The sequence below is a fragment of the Plantactinospora sp. DSM 117369 genome (assembly GCF_053764795.1).
On record NZ_CM132446.1, the window covers coordinates 5799642 to 5817942 of the forward strand.

Consider the following 18301-nt stretch of genomic DNA (forward strand, 5'->3'; position numbering starts at 1 on the left):
TTCCGCAGGCCGGCTCTCCCTCAGCGTCAACGCAATGCCTGCCAGGTGTCGCGCAACGGCCGCTGCCCGACTCCGGGCTTCGTCCAGTCACACACGCCCGATGGGAAGATCTCCAACAGTCGAGCGCGCTCCTCCGGGCTGAAGCTGACCACATAGTCACGCCAGTCGATGGCCTTCCGGTGGCAGGTCACCACGTCGTCGGTCAGCGGAGCGCCGGCTACCAGCCGTGGGGTGGAGTAGGCGGGGAACAGCTGCCCGCACTCCCCGGCATTGTCCACGGTGAGCCGTTGCACGATCTTGCGGGGCGTGGCGTCGCGGCTCCAGCACGCGTCGGTGAGACCGGCCGGCTTGTTCCGCACCACCTTCTGGTGTGCGGGCACCGGCGCGTCATCGGCCACGAGCGCGGTCAGCCACTCCTCCATGCTGGTCAGGGCGTACCGCAGGGTTGGGCTGGTCAGACTGAAGCCGCCGAAACGGCTGTCCTCCACGAGGATCACCTGGTTGTCCGCGTCACCGTTCGCCGCCTCCAGCCGCGCCCGGGTGGCGTAGCCGTGAATCGTCATGTGGATGTCGCCGTTCGCGGCGTCCTCGGAGTACGACCGGTAGTCGATGATCGGTGTGCCGGCGAGGCCCGCCCCGCCGAAGAGAATGCGCCCGGTGCGGTAGGCGGCGTTCCTCGCGATCGGGTCCGCCGCGGTGCGTCGCGGCACCGGCCTGGCATCGAGGTCCAGACCCCCGATGCGCTCGTTGAGGTCGAGGAACTGCTGTGTGGTGATCGCGCCCGAGTGGAGCGCGGCCAGCCCGTACTGCACCCCCACGTTGTCCAGCGGCCGCCGGGCGAATCCGGTGGCCGGGTCACGCCCGTAGACGTTCACAGTGTGGTCGTAGACGTCCGCGCGTGCTCCGCCGGGGTTGGTCTGCGGGTGGTAGCGCAGTTCGGCGGGCAACTCGTCGGGGAACTCAGCGACCGGGTCCAGCCGTTTCGCCCCGTCGCTGAGGTTGCGGATGCTCTCCCACCGCAGGAAGCCGGCGACCTGGCGCTGCTCCTCGCGGCTGAACGTGCCCGGCGCGACCTCGGTGAAATAGTGCTCAAGCAGCCGGGTGTCGAACAGCGTGATGTTCGTCGCGGACGCGACGTCGGGAAACGTCCGCCCGACCACGATGCCGTCCAGCAGGCCCGGGTAGTTGTCCGCGATCTGGTGGCCCTGGTAGGAGCCTCCCGAAGAACCCCAGCCGATGGTGAACAGCGGATCGCCGTAGTGCTCAACGAACCGTTCCTTGACCATCATCATCGTCTCGGCCGCGAGCAGGTCGTTGCAGTTGTTGCCGAAGACGTTCAGCGACGCCGACGCGACCGCGTAGCCGCGGGCGAGCATCTGCGGGTCCAGGACACCGCCGGTTTCCGTGCCCTGGGTGTACCAGCCGCGCCGGCAGCCGCCGCCGAAGGTGTAGATGAGCCGGTCGTTCCAGCCGGGGCTGTGCCGGTGGAACGTGGGTTGTTCCGTTGCCGGGTCGTGCAGCATGGAGATCTGGTAGATCGACCGGTTGAGCGTGCCGGTCTCGATCCGGATGAGAAACGGGACCGTCTCGCCGGTGATGGTGGTCGTCCAGGCGAGGTCGTCGGGTCTGGCCGCCGGATCCGGCAGTGGCCTGGTCCTGCCGGCGGTGGATCGGTACGCGTAGTCGACCCGAGTAGCCACCGAGCAGTCGGCGTCGAGCGGATCGCCGAGCGGATCGCCGTCAACCAGACGGAACAGGTCGGTGGTGCAGACGTACGGCGTCTGGTGCGGACCGCTGATCACCGGCCCGGTGGCCGGATGGTTCGTCAGGACGAGGTGGTCGCGCAGCGGCCCGGCGATCGCGACGAGGTGGTTGCGCCCGGGGCGGACCCGATCGACCAGGCCGGTCAGGGCGTGTGCGTTCGCGTCGGCCCGGAAGGAGCCGGTGATGTCCGTGCCGTTGAGCGTGAGGCGTACCCCGTCCAACGGCCTGGCGCGCGGCACCACCGCGGTGACGAGCACGTCGTCCGCGGTCACCAGTTCGGGCCGGGCCGACAACGCCACCAGTCGCAGGCGTTCGTTGTCGGCCGCCGTTGCCGGTGCGGTGTGGGGTACGACGAGTGTGGCCGCGGCGACAACGGCCACGGCCGAGACCGCGGCGAGGACGGATCGTGGCGGGTGGTGCCTGGTGACAGGGCGCATCGCAGACCTCCGCTCTCAGACGCCGCCGGAGTAGACGGCGAACTCGGCCAACTGGGTGTTGTGACCCGGCGATGTGGGGTACCACCCCTCGGTGATGCGCAGCCGCACGTGGCGCGCCTGCGTCGGCGTGACCGCCGTGGTGGTCGCCGCATTCCCGGCGTCGTCCGTGACCGACAGCACGGTCGTCCACCGCTCGCCGTCCAGGGACGTCTGCACGTCGTACGACCGCGGGGCCCAGTTCTCCCGACCGCTCAACCGCACCGCACGCACCACCGTGGCGAGTCCGAGGTCGACGCCGATGAACTCCGGGGCCTCGGGCGTTGGGGCCTGTCCGGGCGTGTGACCGCCGGACACCCAGTACGTCGACGCCAACCCGTCGGTCAGGAACGACGGCGGCTGCTGGTACTGGTAGCTGGATGCCCAGACGCGCGGATACGGGCTGCCCGTCGCGTTGACCGCCAGGTTGTCGGAGTGTCGAAGCGTGACGTGCGCCTGCCCCCTCGCTCCGTTGGCCGCCACCGCGTCGATGACGAGGTCGGACGAGCCGGAGTCGCGCTGACCGCTCAGGCGTACCAGCGCTGTCGCCGACGACCGGCCGGGAATCCGCAACGTCGGCCGGTCCAACGTCGCCTCGACTCCGTCGTCGGTCGTCACGTCAACCGACACCGACACCGGTCTGGGTGAGTTGTTGGCGACCCGCACCCGTGCCTGGTTGGTGCCGCCGGCGGCCAACGGCAGTTCCCGTTCGAGGGCCTCCACCGCCAGGGTCGGCTGTCGGCTATCGCGCGGAATCAGGCGTACCGGCCCGAACAACCCGTAGTCCATGCGTGGCCGGTCGGCCGCGCCGGTGCCGGGTGCGACCCGGACCGCGTTGACGAGGGTCGACGCGACGCGCACCGTCAGGGCGTTGTCACCGGCCCGCAGATAGCGCCCCACCTCGATGTGCCGGAGATCCTGCGGGCTCCGCGCCGGGATGCGGGCGCCGTTCAGCGTCACGGTGACGGTGTCGACGGCGGTTCCCAGGTCCAGGTACGCCGTGCGGACCCCGTCCCACGAGTCGTCGAGGGTGAACGTCGAGGTGTAGGTCCCGACCCCGGACACGTCGCCAAGGTCGATGTCGTATCCGTTCGCCGGGGTGATCGCCGACCACGGTGGCAGCGCGCCACGCTCATCACCGGCCGGTTCAACGGCCGGAAGAGTGGTCTTGGCGGTGTCACCGGGCAGCCCCGATTCACCCCGGGTCCAGCTCTCCACCTGGAGAGTCCAATCGTCGAGAAGCACAGGACCCAACCCGGTATTGCGAGCGGTGGTCGGACCCTGTTCGACCGGGGTCGACCACCGGAACGTCTCGTCGCGGCGCGTCGACAGCGCGATGACCGCGGTGTCGGACGCCTCCAGGGCGACATCGACGACCACACCGCCCGAGGTCTGCCGGTAGTCGGTGAGCGGTGTGATCTCGCCGGTCCAGGTATCCAGCTTGTACGGTCGTCCCTCGCCGGTGAGCGTCAGCCGCTGTTCGGTCGCCCACGACCGCTGGTTGAACAGGTAGTAGTAGTCGGTGGTCGCGTCGGAGCGGCGGACACTCAACACGTCGGCGGACGGCGTCGCGTGCGCGGCGGACGGCGCTATCCCGAGCCGGGCGAGCAGCTCCGGCACGGCGGCGAGGTCGGCGACCCGGTGCACGTCACGCCGTGCGGTGAGCTGGGCGACCAGCCGACGCAGCTCGGCATCCTGCGCGGCCGCGTCGTGGAAGCCCGGGGTCGCCGAGGGCAGCTCACCGACGAAGACGACCGGCAGTCCGTCCCGGGCCAGGGCGAGCAACCGACGCGCGGTGTCGACCGCCATCGTCTGCTGATCCGCGAGGATGATCGCCTGGTGTGCGCCGGCCCTGGGGAACAGCCGCCCGTCCGACACCTTCGCCGAAGGCATCCGCAGGTGCGCCGGACTGAGGTACTCGTAGGTGTAGCCACGTTCGGCCAGCGGCGAGTCGCTCTCCAGGAGCGTCTCCGGTCCGGTGAGCGTGGTGGCCGGCGACCGCAGGCCGAAGTCCTGTAGGTACAGGGCCACGTCGAAGGTCGGCCTGCCCTGCCGGAGCACCAGTTGCAGCCGGGCGAGGTGGTCGTTGATCGCCCGGTAGTCCGCCCAGTTGGGTCCGCCCTTGGCACCCCACGCCTCGGCGAACGAGGTGTTGCCCCCGTACGACATGCCCGGCCACACCGCCTGGTCGGACGTCCCCTCCCCCTTGGTCAGGTACGGGTAGCCGTGCCAGACCACCTGCGTCACTCCACCCGCGTATCCGCGGTACACCGAGCGCAGGTTGGCCGACTCCTGCCAGCCTCCGGCGGTCGTCGCCCAGACGTCCGCCCGCGCCGCGCAACACTCGCTGGACACCACCGGGCTGCCGTTCAGATGCGCGCCGACCGACACCAACCGGTACGGCTCGATGTTGTCGTAGAACACCAGTGACTCGCCCTCGGGCACGTCGACATGGGTGGCCGCCTGCGGCGTGTCGACGGGTCCGCCGTACGGCTGGCTCCGCAGCGCCATGCCGCGTTCGTTCGCCCAGCGGCGCAACGGCACCAGCCGGGAGTCGATGTACAGGTCGTTCCAGGTCTGCCGGTAGTCCGTCCGGATGCGCGCGCCGCTGCCGTCGGTGAAGTCGAAGAAGGGTGCCGTGGTGAGGCCCCCGGATCCGGCGTCGGTGAGCGCCGGGAGTACCCGGATCGGCGAGTAGCCCCGCCGGCGCTCCCACTGGTCGGCGAAGTCCCACGTCCACTTCTGCGAGGCCCCGAGTTCGAGCGAATCCTCGAAGAGGTCGACCCTGCCGACGGCGTCGAGCGCCTCCCGCACCGGCGGGGTGAGAATCGACGAGTCGTAGAACTGCGTCGTCGCCCGGACTCCCTGTTCGCTGAGGTGGTCGAGGAAGTAGTTCGGTTTGGTCGTGGTGAAGTTGTTGCGAAGCTGGCCGTCGCCGGTCTGGAAGAAGCCGATCAGCGCATAGGTGTCGTCGGCGTCGCCCGGCACGTCGAGGCGCAGCGTGCCGTCGCCGCCGACGCTGCCGGTGAGGTCCCGCACGCTGTCGCGGTGGAGCATTCGTGGACCGCCGCCCGGGCGGTCACAGGCCGCGTCCGCGCACCGGGCGAGCAACACGGCGATCGGGGTGCGCCGCGCACCGACCGGGGGTTGCGGGCGGTAGTTGGTCGGCAAGGCGCCGCTGTATCTCGTACCGCCTTTGACGAAGGCGTGCGAGAACACCAACTGTTGCGACGCCCGCGGATCGTTGACATCGGTAACCGTGGGTACGATCGCCGGCCATCGCGGACTGATGGTGAAGTCCAGGGCCAGGTCGAACTCGGCCGCACTCTCCGACATCGTCTGGACCTTCCGCGCCCAGCGTGGTGAGCCCCAGCCGTACTCCGCCAGGAACTCGGGGTCGAAGGCCCGCGGGCCGACGGCGGTGGTCGTGGCGACCTCCGCGCCGCCGGCGCCGATGGCCTTCATGTCGGCGAGCTCCGCGCGTAGCTGCTCGTCCTCCGTGAAAGCCATCGGCATCCACCAGCGGTACTTCGGACGCACCGTCGAGGGCGGATCGGCGAATGTCCCCGCGGTCAACGTCGGGACGGATCCGGCAGGCGCCGCCGACGCCGACGCGGAGTGCAAGTCCGAGGCGGCAGTCGGTGCGATCGCGACAGGGGTGCCGGCGAGCGCCGCCGCGAGGAGCGGAACAGCGACGAGGCGGCTGCGGCGCTTACGGGACATCGCCAGTCTCCGATCTACTCGCCGGCCGGGATGAGGGCGTTCATCGGCAGGCGGGCGGTGAGGCCCGGGATGCCGGCGGTGTTGCTGGTGCCCAGCCGGGACACCTCGGTATTGGTCAGCGCGCGGTCGTAGACCCGGAACTCGTCCATGCTGCCGTGGAACCGGCTCGCCCCGTCGAGCCGCTGCCCGAGGTAGATGGGCGTGGGATCGTCGCCGTTGACCGCCCCGCCGGCACCGGATGCGGTGCCGACCTGGACACCGTCCACGAACAACGCCACGTTGCCCGCCTGGCGACGCAGCACGACGTGGTGCCAGGCACCATCGGCGTACGCGCCGGTGGAGGTGACGTTCGCCGAACCCGTGGCGGTGGTCACCGTGCCACGGATCCGGTTGTTGCCGGGTTCGGCGCGCAGCCACACCTCGGGCGCGCCGTTGACGCCGTACGCCCAGAACAGTGCCTGGTCCCTGCTGGTGTCGCGGTACCTGATCCAGGTCGACACGGTGAAGTCACCAGTGCCCAGGACCGGTGCGGTCCGGAAGGGCAGTTGTACCCGGCCGCGCTCCCCATCGAAGCTGAACGCCCGGCCGTACCGGCCCGCGGTGGTGGTGACGCCGTCGAACACCAGCGCCGACCGGCCCCGCACGTCCGGAGTGGTGGCCGGGGTGTGCAGGTCGCGGTCGTCGAGCCGGACGAAGGCGATCTCCGAGCGGTAGTCGGTGGTACCGCGCTCGTAGAGCAACCCGACGTCACCGCCCGGCAGTTCCACCATGTCGGAATAGCCGCCATAGCAAGCGCACTCCTGCACCGGGACGCTCCGGTCGTTGGTGCCGTACACCTGCACACCCTCGTCGGTGGAGTCCAGCGGCGTATCCACGCCCTGCCAGGTACGACCCTCGTCGAACGACGACCGGACCGTCGGCCGGATCCGCGGCTCCACGTTCACCGACGGCGCCATGGTCAGGATCAGGTTGTAGGCGTCACCCTCGTCGGTGGCCCGCAGCCGCAGCGACGACGACTGGATGTTCGGCGCCTCGAACCCGGGCAGCAGCGTGAAGTCGCTGTGGTACGTCGCCCCGCCGTCCTTGCTGGTCGCGACCGCCCGGTGTGGACGGATGTTCGGGTCGGCCTCCTCCTCGGGAGTACCTCCGACCCAGTTCTGCCGGGCCCACACCATGACGTCGCCGTTGGCCAGTTCCACCAGGCTGAGCTCCTGTGGGATCAGCCGGCGGTCGGCCGGGTAGTGCGCCCGGGCGCCCCGGTGCCAGGTGAGGCCGGCGTCGTCGCTGTAGACGAGCATGGCGCCGAATCCCCCGCCGTCGTAGTTGACGCCCGCGATGAGCCGGCCGGCGTGCGCGCCGCGGGTGAGCTGGATGGCGTGCACCGGCCCGGTCGCGTAGTGGCCCCAGGACGGGTCGTCCAGCTCGGTCAGCGTGCGCGGTGGAGCCCAGGTCACCCCGTTGTCGTCGCTGTGCACTACGTACGGGGTGCGCGGCGCGGTCCGGTGGTTGCTTCCGGGGGTGGCCGGGTTCACCGGGTTGTGCGTGCCCAGCAGCACGATCCGGCCGTCCGGCGCGTCGGCCGGCGGAGCGCCTGGCAGTCGCCGGTACACCACCGGGCCGGGGTTGCCGCGGGTCGCCGGCGCCACCGGGTCGCCCGGTTCGCCCCGCACCACCGTCTGCACCGGCAGCCATCGGCTGGCGCCGGCGGGCAGCCGCCGGACCACCGTCTCGATGTTGGACTTGTCGGCACACGTGTGGAACCGGTGCTCGGCGAAGGCCAGCAACGAACCGTCCACCGCCCTGATGATCGCCGGAATCCGGTAACACCCGGACGGCACGTTCGGGCTGGAAAACAGCACGGTGGTCCTCGCGGCGAACGGGTCGACCGGGGCTGCGGTGACGTCCGCCGCCGCGCCCTGGACCGGTACCAGCGCCGCCGCCGCGCTGACCCCGACGGCGAGCAGCGCCGCCTGGTACCTAGGTCTGCGATGAACGCGCCTGCTACGAACTTTCACGGTCGTCGCTCCTCTTTCTGGTGGGAAATGAGGGTTTCTCGGGATGACGAGGGTTCGCGTGGAGACGAGGATCAGGCGCCCGGTCGGACGATGGCGTTCATCGGACGACGGCGTTCATCGGACGACGGCGTTCATCGGACGACGGCGTTCATCGGACGATGACGCTCATCGGCAGGTGTGCGGTGCGGCCGGGGATGCCGTTGGTGTTGCTGATGCGCAACCAGGTCAGCTCGGCGGTGCTCAGCGCGCGGTCGTAGATCCGGAACTCGTCCATGCTGCCGTGGAACCGGTTCGCCCCGTCGGGGCGCTGCCCGAGGTAGATCGGGGTCGGATCGTCCCCGTGGACAGCACCGGCGGCGCCGGACCCGGAGCCGACCCGCACGCCGTCGACGAACAGGGCGACCGTGCCGCGTTGCCGGCGCAGCGCCACGTGGTGCCACGCCCCGTCGGCGTACGCGCCGGTGGATGTGACGGCCACCGATCCGGCAGCGGTGGTGACCATGCCACGGATGCGATCACTGCCCGGCTCGGCCCGCAACCACACCTGCGGCTCGCCATCCTGGCCGTACGCCCAGAAGATGGCCTGGTCCCTGGTGTCGTCGTCGTACCTGAGCCAGGTCGACACGGTGAAGTCACCAGTGCCCAGCACCGGTGCGGTCCGGTACGGCAACTGGACCCGGCCCCGCTGCCCGTCGAACGCGAACGCCCGGCCGTACACACCACGGGTGGTGGTGACGCCGTCGAACACCAGCGCCGACCGGCCCCGCACGTCCGGAGTGGTGGCCGGGGTGTGCAGGTCGCGGTCGTCGAGCCGGACGAAGGCGATCTCCGAGCGGTAGTCGGTGGTACCGCGCTCGTAGAGCAACCCGACGTCACCGCCCGGCAGTTCCACCATGTCGGAATAGCCGCCATAGCAAGCGCACTCCTGCACCGGGACGCTCCGGTCGTTGGTGCCGTACACCTGCACACCCTCGTCGGTGGAGTCCAGCGGCGTATCCACGCCCTGCCAGGTACGACCCTCGTCGAACGACGACCGCACCGTCGGCCGGATCCGCGGCTCCTGGTTCACCGACGGCGATGAGACGAGGATCCGGTTGTACGCGTCGCCCTCGTCGGTCGCGTCCGTCCGCAACGACGCCGACTGGATCGGGGGCGCCTCGAACCCGGGCAGGTTGGTGTAACCGCTGTGGTAGGTCTCGCCGCCGTCCTTGCTGATCGCGATCGACCGGTGCGGCACCACGTTGGGGTCGGCCAGCTCCTCCGGGGTTCCCGTGTTGGTGTTCTGCCGACCCCACACGAGAATGTCGCCGTTGGCCAGCTCGACCAGGCTCAGCTCCCCGACGTTCTGCCGGGCGGCGGGCGGGTACTCGACCTGGGCGCCCTTGTGCCACGTGGTGCCGGCGTCGTCGCTGTAGGCGATCATGAGGCCGAACATCGAGCCGACGCGGTAGTTGACGCCGACCGCCAGCCGGCCGGCGTGCGCGCCACGGGTGAGCTGGATGCCGTGCACCGGCGCGGTCTGCATGTGGCCCCAGGACGGGTCGTCCAGCTCCTCGTACAGGCTGCGCGCCGGACTCCAGGTCACCCCGTTGTCGTCGCTGTGCAGCACGTACGGGGTGCGCGGGTAGCCGTCGTGGTTCCTGCCGGGGGTGGCCGGGTCCACCGGATTGTGCGTACTCATCAGCACGATCCGGCCGTCCGGGACGCTGGTGGCCGGGGCGCCGGGCAGCTTCCGGTACACCACCGGTCCCGGGTTGCCCCAGGTCGCCGGCGCCTCCAGCGTGGACCCCTGCACGGTCTCCATCGGCAGCCACCGTGTGGCGCCGGGCGGCAGCCGCCGCACCACGAGGTCCATGTGGGACTTGTCGGCGCAGGTGTGGATCCTGCGCTCGGCGAAGGCCAGCAACGAGCCGTCCACGGCCCGCACGATGGCCGGGATCCGGTAGCACCCGGCGGGCACGTACGGGGTGGAGAACAGCACGGTGGTCTTCGCCTCCAACGGGTCGGCCGCCGCCGCCACGGCATCGGCCGCCGCCTGGGCCGGGATCAGCGCTGCCGCGGCGATCAGCCCGGCGGCGAGCAGCGCCGCCTGGTATCGGGGTCTGCGAAGAAGGCGCCTGGCAGGGATGGTCACGATCGTCACTCTCCTCGTGGGGATGAGGGTGTTCGTGCGGATCGCGCGTCAGGGACGGTGCCGTGCGACCGCGGTAGCGAACAGTTCCCGCCGCGCGGCCCGGTCGTCGTCAGTGACCTGGACGCGCGACGGAGCGGCGGGATCCAGATAGGTCGGTGGAGTCGCCTCGTGCAGCGCCCACCGCGCCACGGTCTCGCGCAACCGCCGGAGCGCGTCGGCGTGCGCCGGGTCGTCGACGAGGTTGGTCAGCTCGTACGGATCGGTGGCCAGGTCGAACAGGGCTTCCCCGGCGGCGTCGGACCACAGCAGCTTGTACCGGCCGGTGCGGGCCATGCCGGCGGCCTCCTGCCTGCGGTCCTCAGCGAAGACGCAATCGTGCCCGGCGGCCGGGTCGGTCAGGTCCTGGCCCGGCAGCGGCGTCGCCGGTGACACTCCGCAGGTCGCCAGGACCGTCGGGGCGACGTCGATCAGTGAGACCAGCCCGTCGGCGGTCTCGCCGCCACGCTGGCACCCCGGGAACTTGACCAGCAGCGGCACCTTCACCACCGGGTCGTACATCGGCCCGTCCTTGAGCAGCAGGTGGTGGAAGCCGAGGTACTCGCCGTGGTCAGCGGTGAAGACGATCAGCGTGTCGTCGTACAGCCCGCGCTGTCGCAGCGTGTCGAGCAGGAGTCCGACCTGGTGGTCCAGGTGCGAGATGGTGGCGTAGTAGTGCGCCATCACCCGCCGCAGCAGTGGCAGGGTCAGCGGCTCGTAGTCGAAGTACCGCTGCCGGTACCGCTGGTCGGCGGGCGGGATGGCGTCCGTCCATCCTGGCAACGGTGTCAGTGCCGCCGGGTCGTACATCGTGTCCCAGCCGGCCGGTGGGTCGAACGGGTGGTGTGGCTTGACGAACGACACGTGCAGCAGGTCGCCACCGCCGCCGGACCAGCCGGCCACGACCTTCCGCGCCCGCTCGCCGATCCAGGTGGTGGAGTGCCACTCCTCCGGCAGGTCCGACCGGCCGCTGCCGTACGTCTCCCAGTACGACCGTGGTGCCGTCGCGCGGAACTCCTGCTCCTGGTCGACGAGGTCGGCCACCGGCGCCAGCCCAGCCGCCGCCAGCTCCCGGTGGTAGTCGTCGTCGTACCGGCCGGGCCCGTCCTGCTCCGCCAGCTCGAGATGGTCGTAACCGACGTCGAGGTACGTCGGCGTGAAGTGCATCTTGCCGACCGCCGCCGTCCGGTACCCGGCCCGGCGCAACGCCCGGGGAAAGGTGTCGATACCAGGCGCGAGCGTGCATCGGTTCGTCCAGCCGGCATGCTGGCGGACATGCAGGCCGGAGAGGAGCGAGTACCGGGACGGGGTGCAGACCGGGAACGGGCAGTACGCGTTGCGGTACCGGACCCCGTCACCGGCCAACCGATCCAGGTGCGGGGTACGCACGTCCGGGTTGCCGGCCGCACCGAGGCAGTCCGCCCGGAACTGATCGGCCTGGATGACCAGTACATTCGGTGCCATCAGCAGCCGCCGACACCGAATCCGAGCCCGGTCACCTCGGCTCGCAGCGCGGCCAGCTGCTCCGGGTCGAGTGACGGCAACGGCGGCCGGCATGGTCCGCAGTCGACGCCGAAGACCGACCCCAGTGCCTTGAATCCGGGCAGCTCGCCGCCCGACCGCGCCGCCGCATCGATGACCTGCTGTGCGCGGAGCTGACACTCCTGCGCCCTAGCCAACTCGCCGCGGGCCGCGTGGGCGAGCATCTGCTGGAACAGCGGACTGGCGAAGTTGTACACCGAGCCGATCGCGGCCCGTGCCCCCCACTGCCAGGCGGCGAGCACCAGCTTGGCGACACCGACATAGACCTCCTGCTCGCCGGCCAGGTGCAGGCAGCGCTGGAGGTCCACCATGTCGTTGGCGGCGAACTTGACACCGGCGAACGACGGGATCCGTTCCCGCGCCGCCAGCAGCACGTCGCTGGCCCGCAGGTTCACCCCGGTGATCGAGGGGATGTGGTAGTAGGTGAACGGCAGTGTCGGGGCGGCCTCGGCGATGGCCGCGCAGGCGTCCACCAGCGCGTCCACCGTCTCGGGGCGGTGGAAGTACGGGGAGACCGCGGAGATCGCCTTCGCCCCCACCTGCTCGGCGTGGCCGGCGAGCCGGCGCGCTTCGGTGAGACTCGCGTGTCCGACATGGACGATGACGTCCAGTCGGCCGGCCGCGACCTCGCACCACCGCTCGACCAGCGCCATCCGCTCGGCCGTCGACAGCGCCGCGCCCTCTCCGGCGGTACCGCCGACGAACGCCGCCGGTGACCCCCACGCGAGCAGCGCGTCCGCCTGCTTCGCGACGGTGTCGAGGGCCAGCTCGCCGGCCTCGTCGAACGGCGTGAACACGGCGGTCAGCAGCGCCATTCCCGGTCCGTCGGTGGAGTAGCGCAACGCTGTCATGGGGTTCCTTTCGATTGGCCGGTGGGGCGGGTCAGGCCCTCGTGTTGACGAGGGTGACGAAGTCGCGAGGATCGGTGGCCAGGCCGGTGACTCGCTTGTGCAGCGCGAAGAGCGACGGCTGGGTGGAGATCCCGATCGCCCAGGACTCGTCGGCCAGTACCTTGTTCAGCGCCGCGTACGCGGCCTTCTGGTCCGCCGGCGTGATCGCGGAGCCGGCCGCGGCCACCGCGTCGACGTACGCGGGTGGCACCCTGTCGCGGAACGTCGTGTTCTCCTTGCCCGGCAGCATCTGCCGGCCTCGGGCGATCAGCGACGGGCTTTGCAGGTTGTTTGGCTGGTTGGCGACCGTGCACTGCAGTTTGCTGGCGAACAACGCCTCGAGGTACGCGGCCTCCTCCTGCGGGGCGATCTCCAACTCGAACCCGATCTTCTTCAGGTCCGCCTGGATGATCTGAAGCGCCTCCACCGCGACGGTCCCCGAAGCGACGCCCGCGACCGCCTTGCGCGCGCCACCGGACTGCGCCAGCATCGCGGCCGCGGCGTCCAGGTCGAACCCGTGCGAGTCAAGGTAGGCCCGGTCGAACGCGGGCGACGGCGGCATGAACGCCGTGTAGATGGGGTCGCCGATGCCGAAGTTGACCTGCTTGATGATCCGCTCGCGGTCGATGGCCCGCGCCAATGCCTGCCGCAGCAGCTTGTTGTCGAAGGGCGGGATGGTGGCGTTCATGAAGAACAGGGTCATCCGGCCGCCGCCCTCCACCAGGGTGAACCGACCCTTGAGCCGCTCGGAGTGCCGGAACCCGATGTATGCGGCGCCGTCGACGGACCCCGACTCCAGCGCGGCCACCAACGCGTCCTCGTCGGTGAAGAACCGGTACTCGACCTCGTCGAGGTACGGCTTGCCCGCATCGTAGAAGTCGGGGTTCTTCGTCAGCTTCAGGCGCTGGTTGCGCTGGAACTCCCCGAGCCGGAACGCCCCGGAGCCGGCCGGCTCGTGTTCCAGCTGGGTCGGGGTGTTCTTGTCCGCCGGAATCAGCGGGAACGCGAACATCCAGTCGATGACGAGCGACTCCGGGGTGGGCGCCTTGAAGGTGACGCGTACGGTGCGGTCGTCGACCGCGGTGGCCGTGGCGATGAACGCGGACGGCTGCGCGAGGGTGAATGCGGTGTCGGGGTTCTGCGCCCGCTTGATGCCGGCGACGACATCCGCTGCGCTGACCGCCGCACCGGAGTGGTACCTCGCCTCCCGCAGGGTGACGGTGACCGACGCGTGGTCGGCGGCGAACTCCCACTTCTCGGCTCCGGCGGGAATGGCCTGGTACGTGCCGTCGGTCGGGTAGTCGACCAGGTACGTGTAGAAGGCATGGATATGGATGTCGGTGTTGGTCAGGTACGGGTCGAACTGCATGATCTTCGTCGTACCGAGCGTGAGCTTGCCGGTGCCGGCACCGGTGCTCCCGTTGTCGCCGGAACCGCAGGCGCTCAGCAGCGGCGCGGTGGCGAGCGCGCCGGTGGCCGCCAGGCCGGTCCGTAGCAGCGCGCGGCGGGAAACGAGGCGGGACTGTCGCGGAGAAATGCCCATGGGGATGCCCTCTGAAGTGGGGTGGGGTGGATGTCAGGTGAGTCGGATACGCGGATCGAGGACGCCGTAGGCCACGTCCACCAGGAGATTCAGCAGCAGGAACGTGGCGACGACGAACAGCACCCCGCCCTGGACCAGGGCGTAGTCGCGTTCCCCGATAGCGGTGTAGAGCAGCCGCCCGAGTCCGGGGTAGTTGAAGACGGCCTCGATGACGACGGTGCCGCCGAGAAAGCTGCCGAGTTGGAGCCCGACGACGGTGACGGTCGGCAGTGCGGCGTTCCGCACGGCGTGCCGGCGGATCACGTCCCGTTCCGGCACGCCCTTGGCACGGGCGGTACGGATGTAGTCCTTGCCCATCACCTCGCCCAGCGAGTTCGCGAGGAACCGGGCGGTGACGCTGGAGGTGTGCACGGCGATGGCGGCCGCCGGCAGGATGGTGCTGCGCAGCGCGGCACCGGGGTTCTGCCACACCGGCACGAAATCGCTGGAGGCGGGCAGCCATCGCAACTGCACGGCGAGCACGATGATGAGCAGCAGACCGAGCCAGAACGCCGGCACCGCCAGGCCCACCGTGAGGTAGCCCTGGAGGACCCGGCCGACGACCGAGTACGGCCGCAGCGCCACCACGATGCCGACCGGCACCGCGATGAGCAGCGTGAGCACCAGCGTGAAACCGGCCAGCTGCACCGTCGCCGGGATCCGGTCCATCAGCTCGGTGAGCACCGGCTGGCCCGAGTAGTACGACGTGCCGAGGTCACCGGTGAGCGCGTGGCCCAGCCAGACCCCGTACTGCGCCAGGAAGGGCTGGTCCAACCCCATCCGGGCGCGGATCGCGGCCAACTCGGCATCACTCGCGTCCGGGCCGATCAACACCGTCGCCGGGTCGCCGGGCAGCAGGAACACGAAGGCCCACACCGCGACCGAGCCGAGCAGCAGCACCACCGCGAACTGCAACAGCCGACGAACCAGGTAGCCGTACATCTACACCGCTCCTCTGCCGATCCCGCGCTCCGCCGAGCGCGGCCCGCCGCCACCGACCGCACGTTGCAGGCCACGCCCGATCCGTTCCAGGAAGAACACGGTGGCGGCCAGGCAGATCCCCGGGAACAGTCCATAGGTCGGGCTCTGGTACAGGTACGAACGGGCGTCCTGGAGCATGCCGCCCCACGACGGCGCCGGCGGTGGGGTACCGAGCCCGAGGAAGCTCAGCCCCGCCTCGATCACGATCGCCATCGACGCGGTGATGACGAACTGGACCACGACCGGACCGAGCACGTTCGGCAGTACCGTGCGGGTCATCGTGTCCGGCGTGCTCGCGCCCATCCCACGGGCCGCCAGCACGAAGTCGCGCTCGCGCACCTCCAGGGTCGCCACCCGGGTCAGCCGGGCGAACTCCGGTATCGCGCCGATCCCGATCGCCAGGATCAGGTTGAGCCGGCCCGGCCCCAGCACCGCGATGATGACCAGCGAGAGCAGGATCCCGGGCACCGCCAGCAGCAGGTCGACCACCCGCATCGCGACCGCGTCGGCCCACCGCCCCAGGTACCCGGCGACAAGCCCCAGCGGGACCCCGACGCCCGCGCCGACCGCGGCGGCACCGGCCGCGACGAGCAGTGAGGCGCGAGCACCGTAGATCATCCGGGAGACGATGTCCCGGCCGAGCTGATCGGTGCCGAGCAGGTGCGTCCCGGACGGGCCGAGCAACGGCTCGCCGCCCTGCGCGGCCGGGTCGAACGGCGCGACGATCGGCGCGAGCAGCGCCATCACCGCGAGCGTGGCCAACCCGACCGCACCGACGACGGCGGACCGGGACCGGGCGAACCGGCGCGCCGCCGCCAGCCGGCGCCGTTGCGGCGCGACCATGGAAGCCTCGGCGGCTGGCGCGCTCATGCGCTCACCTGCGGTACGAGATCGGGAACTTCGTCGGCGTAGTGGCAGGCCGTGTGTCCACCGGCGACGGGACGGAGCAACGGTTCCTCCTCGGCGCAACGGGCCGCCGCGATCGGGCACCGGGTCCGGAAGCGGCACCCCGACGGCGGGCTCACCGGACTGGGGACGTCACCGCCCAACGGCACCCGGCGCCGGGTCTCGCGACCGACCGGATCCGGTACCGGCACCGACGCCAGCAGCGAACGGGTGTACGGGTGGCGCGGGTCGTCGTACACCCGGGTCACCGACCCGGACTCGACGACCTTCCCGAGGTACATGACCGCGACCTGGTCGGCGACCTGGCGGATGACCGAAAGATCGTGGCTGACGAACAGGTACGCCATCCCGGACTCCCGCTGCAGGTCCGCCAGCAGGTTCAGCACCTGCGCCTGCACCGACACGTCCAGGGCGGACACCGGCTCGTCGAGGATCAGCAGCCGGGGGCGAGATGCCAGGGCGCGCGCGATCGCCACCCGCTGCCGCTGGCCGCCGGAGAACTCCGCCGGGAACCGGTCGACGTGCTCCGGCCGCAGGCCCACGCGGCTGAACAGCTCGCGTACGTCTTCCCGGCGCCGCGCGCGGGGCAGGCGCTGTAGCCGCAGCGGCTCGGCAACGTTGTCACCGACGGTCAGGCGCGGGTTCAGCGACGCGTACGGATCCTGGAAGACCATTTGCGCGCGCCGCCGGATCCGCCGCAGGCCGGCCCGGCCCGCCCGCCCGACGTCGTCGCCCTCCACGAGGACCTGCCCACCGGTCGGATCCACCAGCCGCAGGACGAGCCGCGCAAGAGTTGTCTTGCCACAGCCGGACTCGCCGACCAGGCCAAGCGTTCCCCCGGCCGGGATACGCAGCGAAACCCCGTCGACCGCGTGCACCCAGGCGGTCGCCCGCGCGAAGACCCCGGATCGCACCGGGAACCAGCTCACCGCGTCCCGGACCTCCAGGACCGGCACCGCCGACTCCGGTGCTGCCTCGCCGGCACCGACCGGCGCGGCCACCGGCTGCGCCACGTCGCTGCCCAGTGCCGCCGCGCCGTCTCCCGTGCCGGGCCGCGCCGCCGCCTCGTCCGGGAAGTGACAGGCGCTCGCGCCGGTACCGGCATCGTCGGCCCGCAACTCCGGCCGGGTCTGTACGCAGACACTGCGGCCGCGAGTAGTCGGGCAGCGCGGCGCGAACGCACACCCCGGCGGTATCTCGGTGAGGTCGGGCGGCTGTCCCGGGATCGGGAGCAGCCGTTCCGCCGTGCTGTCGAGCCGGGGCAGCGCGCGCATCAGGGCGGCGGTGTAGGGGTGTCGCGGCCGACTGAAGATCGATGTGACCTCGCCGGTCTCCACGATCCGACCGCCGTAGGTCACGGCGACCCGGTCGGCGGTCTCGGCGACCACTCCGAGGTCGTGGGTGATCAGTACGACGCCGGCGCCGGTCTCCTCCCGCGCCAGCCGGAGTACGTCGAGGATCTGCGCCTGGACGCTCACGTCCAGCGCCGTGGTGGGCTCGTCCGCGATCAGGACCGTCGGGCGGTTGGCGATCGCCATGGCGATCATCACCCGCTGGCACATCCCCCCGGAGAACTGGTGGGGGTATTGGTCGTAGCGGGCCCGCGGATGAGGCACGCCCACCATCTCGAGCAGTTCCACGACGCGCTCCCGCGCCGTGTTGGCCGGCAGGGCCCGGTCATGCACCCGCAGCGCCTCGGCGATCTGGTCGCCGACCCGCTGGACCGGGTTGAGGGCGGAGATGGCGTCCTGGAAGATCATCGCCACGTCACGTCCGAGCCGCCGCCGGAGCGCCGCCTCCGGCAGGCTCAGCAGATCCACGCCGGCGAGCATCACCTCGCCGGAGACCCGCCGCAGGTTCGGCGCCTGGAGCAGGCCCAGCGCGGCGAGCACCGAGACGCTCTTGCCCGAACCGGTCTCCCCCACCACACTGAGCGTCTCGCCGCCGTAGACGTCGTAGCTCATCCCGTCGACCGCGCGCACCACACCCGCCGGCGTCGAGAACTCGACGACCAGGTTGCGCACGCTCAGCACCGGCTGGCCGGCACCGCGATCCGGCACGACGGGCGTGGTGCCGCTGTGGGCGATCACGTCTCGGACCACGCCATCCAGGGCTCCACCTGACACCGACGACCTCCTCGCACCGGGGATGCCAGCACGTTGCTGCAAGATGTCCTACAGATTTCGTTACCGTAGGCGGCACCCGATCATGGTGTCAAGGGTGGCAAGATATCCTACAAGTTGGCGCGAACGGGA

General features: G+C 70.8%; 10 protein-coding genes. All 10 read right to left on the reverse strand.

Going from position 1 to position 18301, the window contains the following annotated elements:
• Positions 1-26: 26 nt before the first annotated feature.
• Complete coding sequence (locus ACSMXO_RS25345) at positions 27-2201, reverse strand: DUF6351 family protein (protein WP_455414055.1); 2175 nt, start codon at positions 2199-2201, stop codon at positions 27-29.
• Positions 2202-2216: 15 nt separating this feature from the next.
• Positions 2217-5747, reverse strand: a complete 3531-nt coding sequence (locus ACSMXO_RS25350; protein WP_455414056.1) for a glycosyl hydrolase — start codon at positions 5745-5747, stop codon at positions 2217-2219.
• A gap of 227 nt (positions 5748-5974) precedes the next feature.
• Positions 5975-7975 carry a LamG-like jellyroll fold domain-containing protein gene (locus tag ACSMXO_RS25355; RefSeq protein WP_455414057.1) on the reverse strand — a complete coding sequence of 667 codons (2001 nt, stop codon included), beginning with the start codon at positions 7973-7975 and terminating at the stop codon, positions 5975-5977.
• Positions 7976-8123: 148 nt separating this feature from the next.
• The gene (locus tag ACSMXO_RS25360; RefSeq protein WP_455414058.1) at positions 8124-10109 is read right to left on the reverse strand and encodes a LamG-like jellyroll fold domain-containing protein; all 1986 of its coding nucleotides are present in this window, start codon (positions 10107-10109) and stop codon (positions 8124-8126) included.
• Positions 10110-10157: 48 nt separating this feature from the next.
• On the reverse strand, positions 10158-11609 hold the full coding sequence (locus ACSMXO_RS25365) for a sulfatase-like hydrolase/transferase (protein ID WP_455414059.1): 1452 nt from the start codon (positions 11607-11609) through the stop codon (positions 10158-10160).
• Positions 11609-12538, reverse strand: a complete 930-nt coding sequence (locus ACSMXO_RS25370) for a dihydrodipicolinate synthase family protein (RefSeq protein WP_455414060.1) — start codon at positions 12536-12538, stop codon at positions 11609-11611. Before ACSMXO_RS25370 ends, ACSMXO_RS25365 begins: the two co-directional genes overlap by 1 nt.
• 31 nt (positions 12539-12569) lie before the next feature.
• The gene (locus tag ACSMXO_RS25375) at positions 12570-14120 is read right to left on the reverse strand and encodes an ABC transporter substrate-binding protein (protein ID WP_455414061.1); all 1551 of its coding nucleotides are present in this window, start codon (positions 14118-14120) and stop codon (positions 12570-12572) included.
• A 33-nt stretch (positions 14121-14153) separates the two neighbouring features.
• On the reverse strand, positions 14154-15101 hold the full coding sequence (locus tag ACSMXO_RS25380; RefSeq protein WP_455414062.1) for an ABC transporter permease: 948 nt from the start codon (positions 15099-15101) through the stop codon (positions 14154-14156).
• Positions 15102-16010, reverse strand: coding sequence for an ABC transporter permease (locus ACSMXO_RS25385; RefSeq protein ID WP_455414063.1), 909 nt, complete (start codon positions 16008-16010; stop codon positions 15102-15104).
• On the reverse strand, positions 16007-18172 hold the full coding sequence (locus ACSMXO_RS25390; protein ID WP_455414064.1) for a dipeptide ABC transporter ATP-binding protein: 2166 nt from the start codon (positions 18170-18172) through the stop codon (positions 16007-16009). The genes ACSMXO_RS25385 and ACSMXO_RS25390 overlap by 4 nt, the downstream gene beginning before the upstream one ends.
• Positions 18173-18301: the final 129 nt, after the last annotated feature.

Bases quoted from the DNA above. Each gene is read 5' to 3' on its own strand.
- ACSMXO_RS25345 (WP_455414055.1), bottom strand. From the start codon at position 2,201: ATGCGCCCTGTCACCAGGCACCACCCGCCACGATCCGTCCTCGCCGCG.
- ACSMXO_RS25350 (WP_455414056.1), bottom strand. From the start codon at position 5,747: ATGGCTTTCACGGAGGACGAGCAGCTACGCGCGGAGCTCGCCGACATG.
- ACSMXO_RS25365 (WP_455414059.1), bottom strand. From the start codon at position 11,609: ATGGCACCGAATGTACTGGTCATCCAGGCCGATCAGTTCCGGGCGGAC.
- ACSMXO_RS25370 (WP_455414060.1), bottom strand. From the start codon at position 12,538: ATGACAGCGTTGCGCTACTCCACCGACGGACCGGGAATGGCGCTGCTG.
- ACSMXO_RS25375 (WP_455414061.1), bottom strand. From the start codon at position 14,120: ATGGGCATTTCTCCGCGACAGTCCCGCCTCGTTTCCCGCCGCGCGCTG.
- ACSMXO_RS25380 (WP_455414062.1), bottom strand. From the start codon at position 15,101: ATGTACGGCTACCTGGTTCGTCGGCTGTTGCAGTTCGCGGTGGTGCTG.
- ACSMXO_RS25385 (WP_455414063.1), bottom strand. From the start codon at position 16,010: ATGAGCGCGCCAGCCGCCGAGGCTTCCATGGTCGCGCCGCAACGGCGC.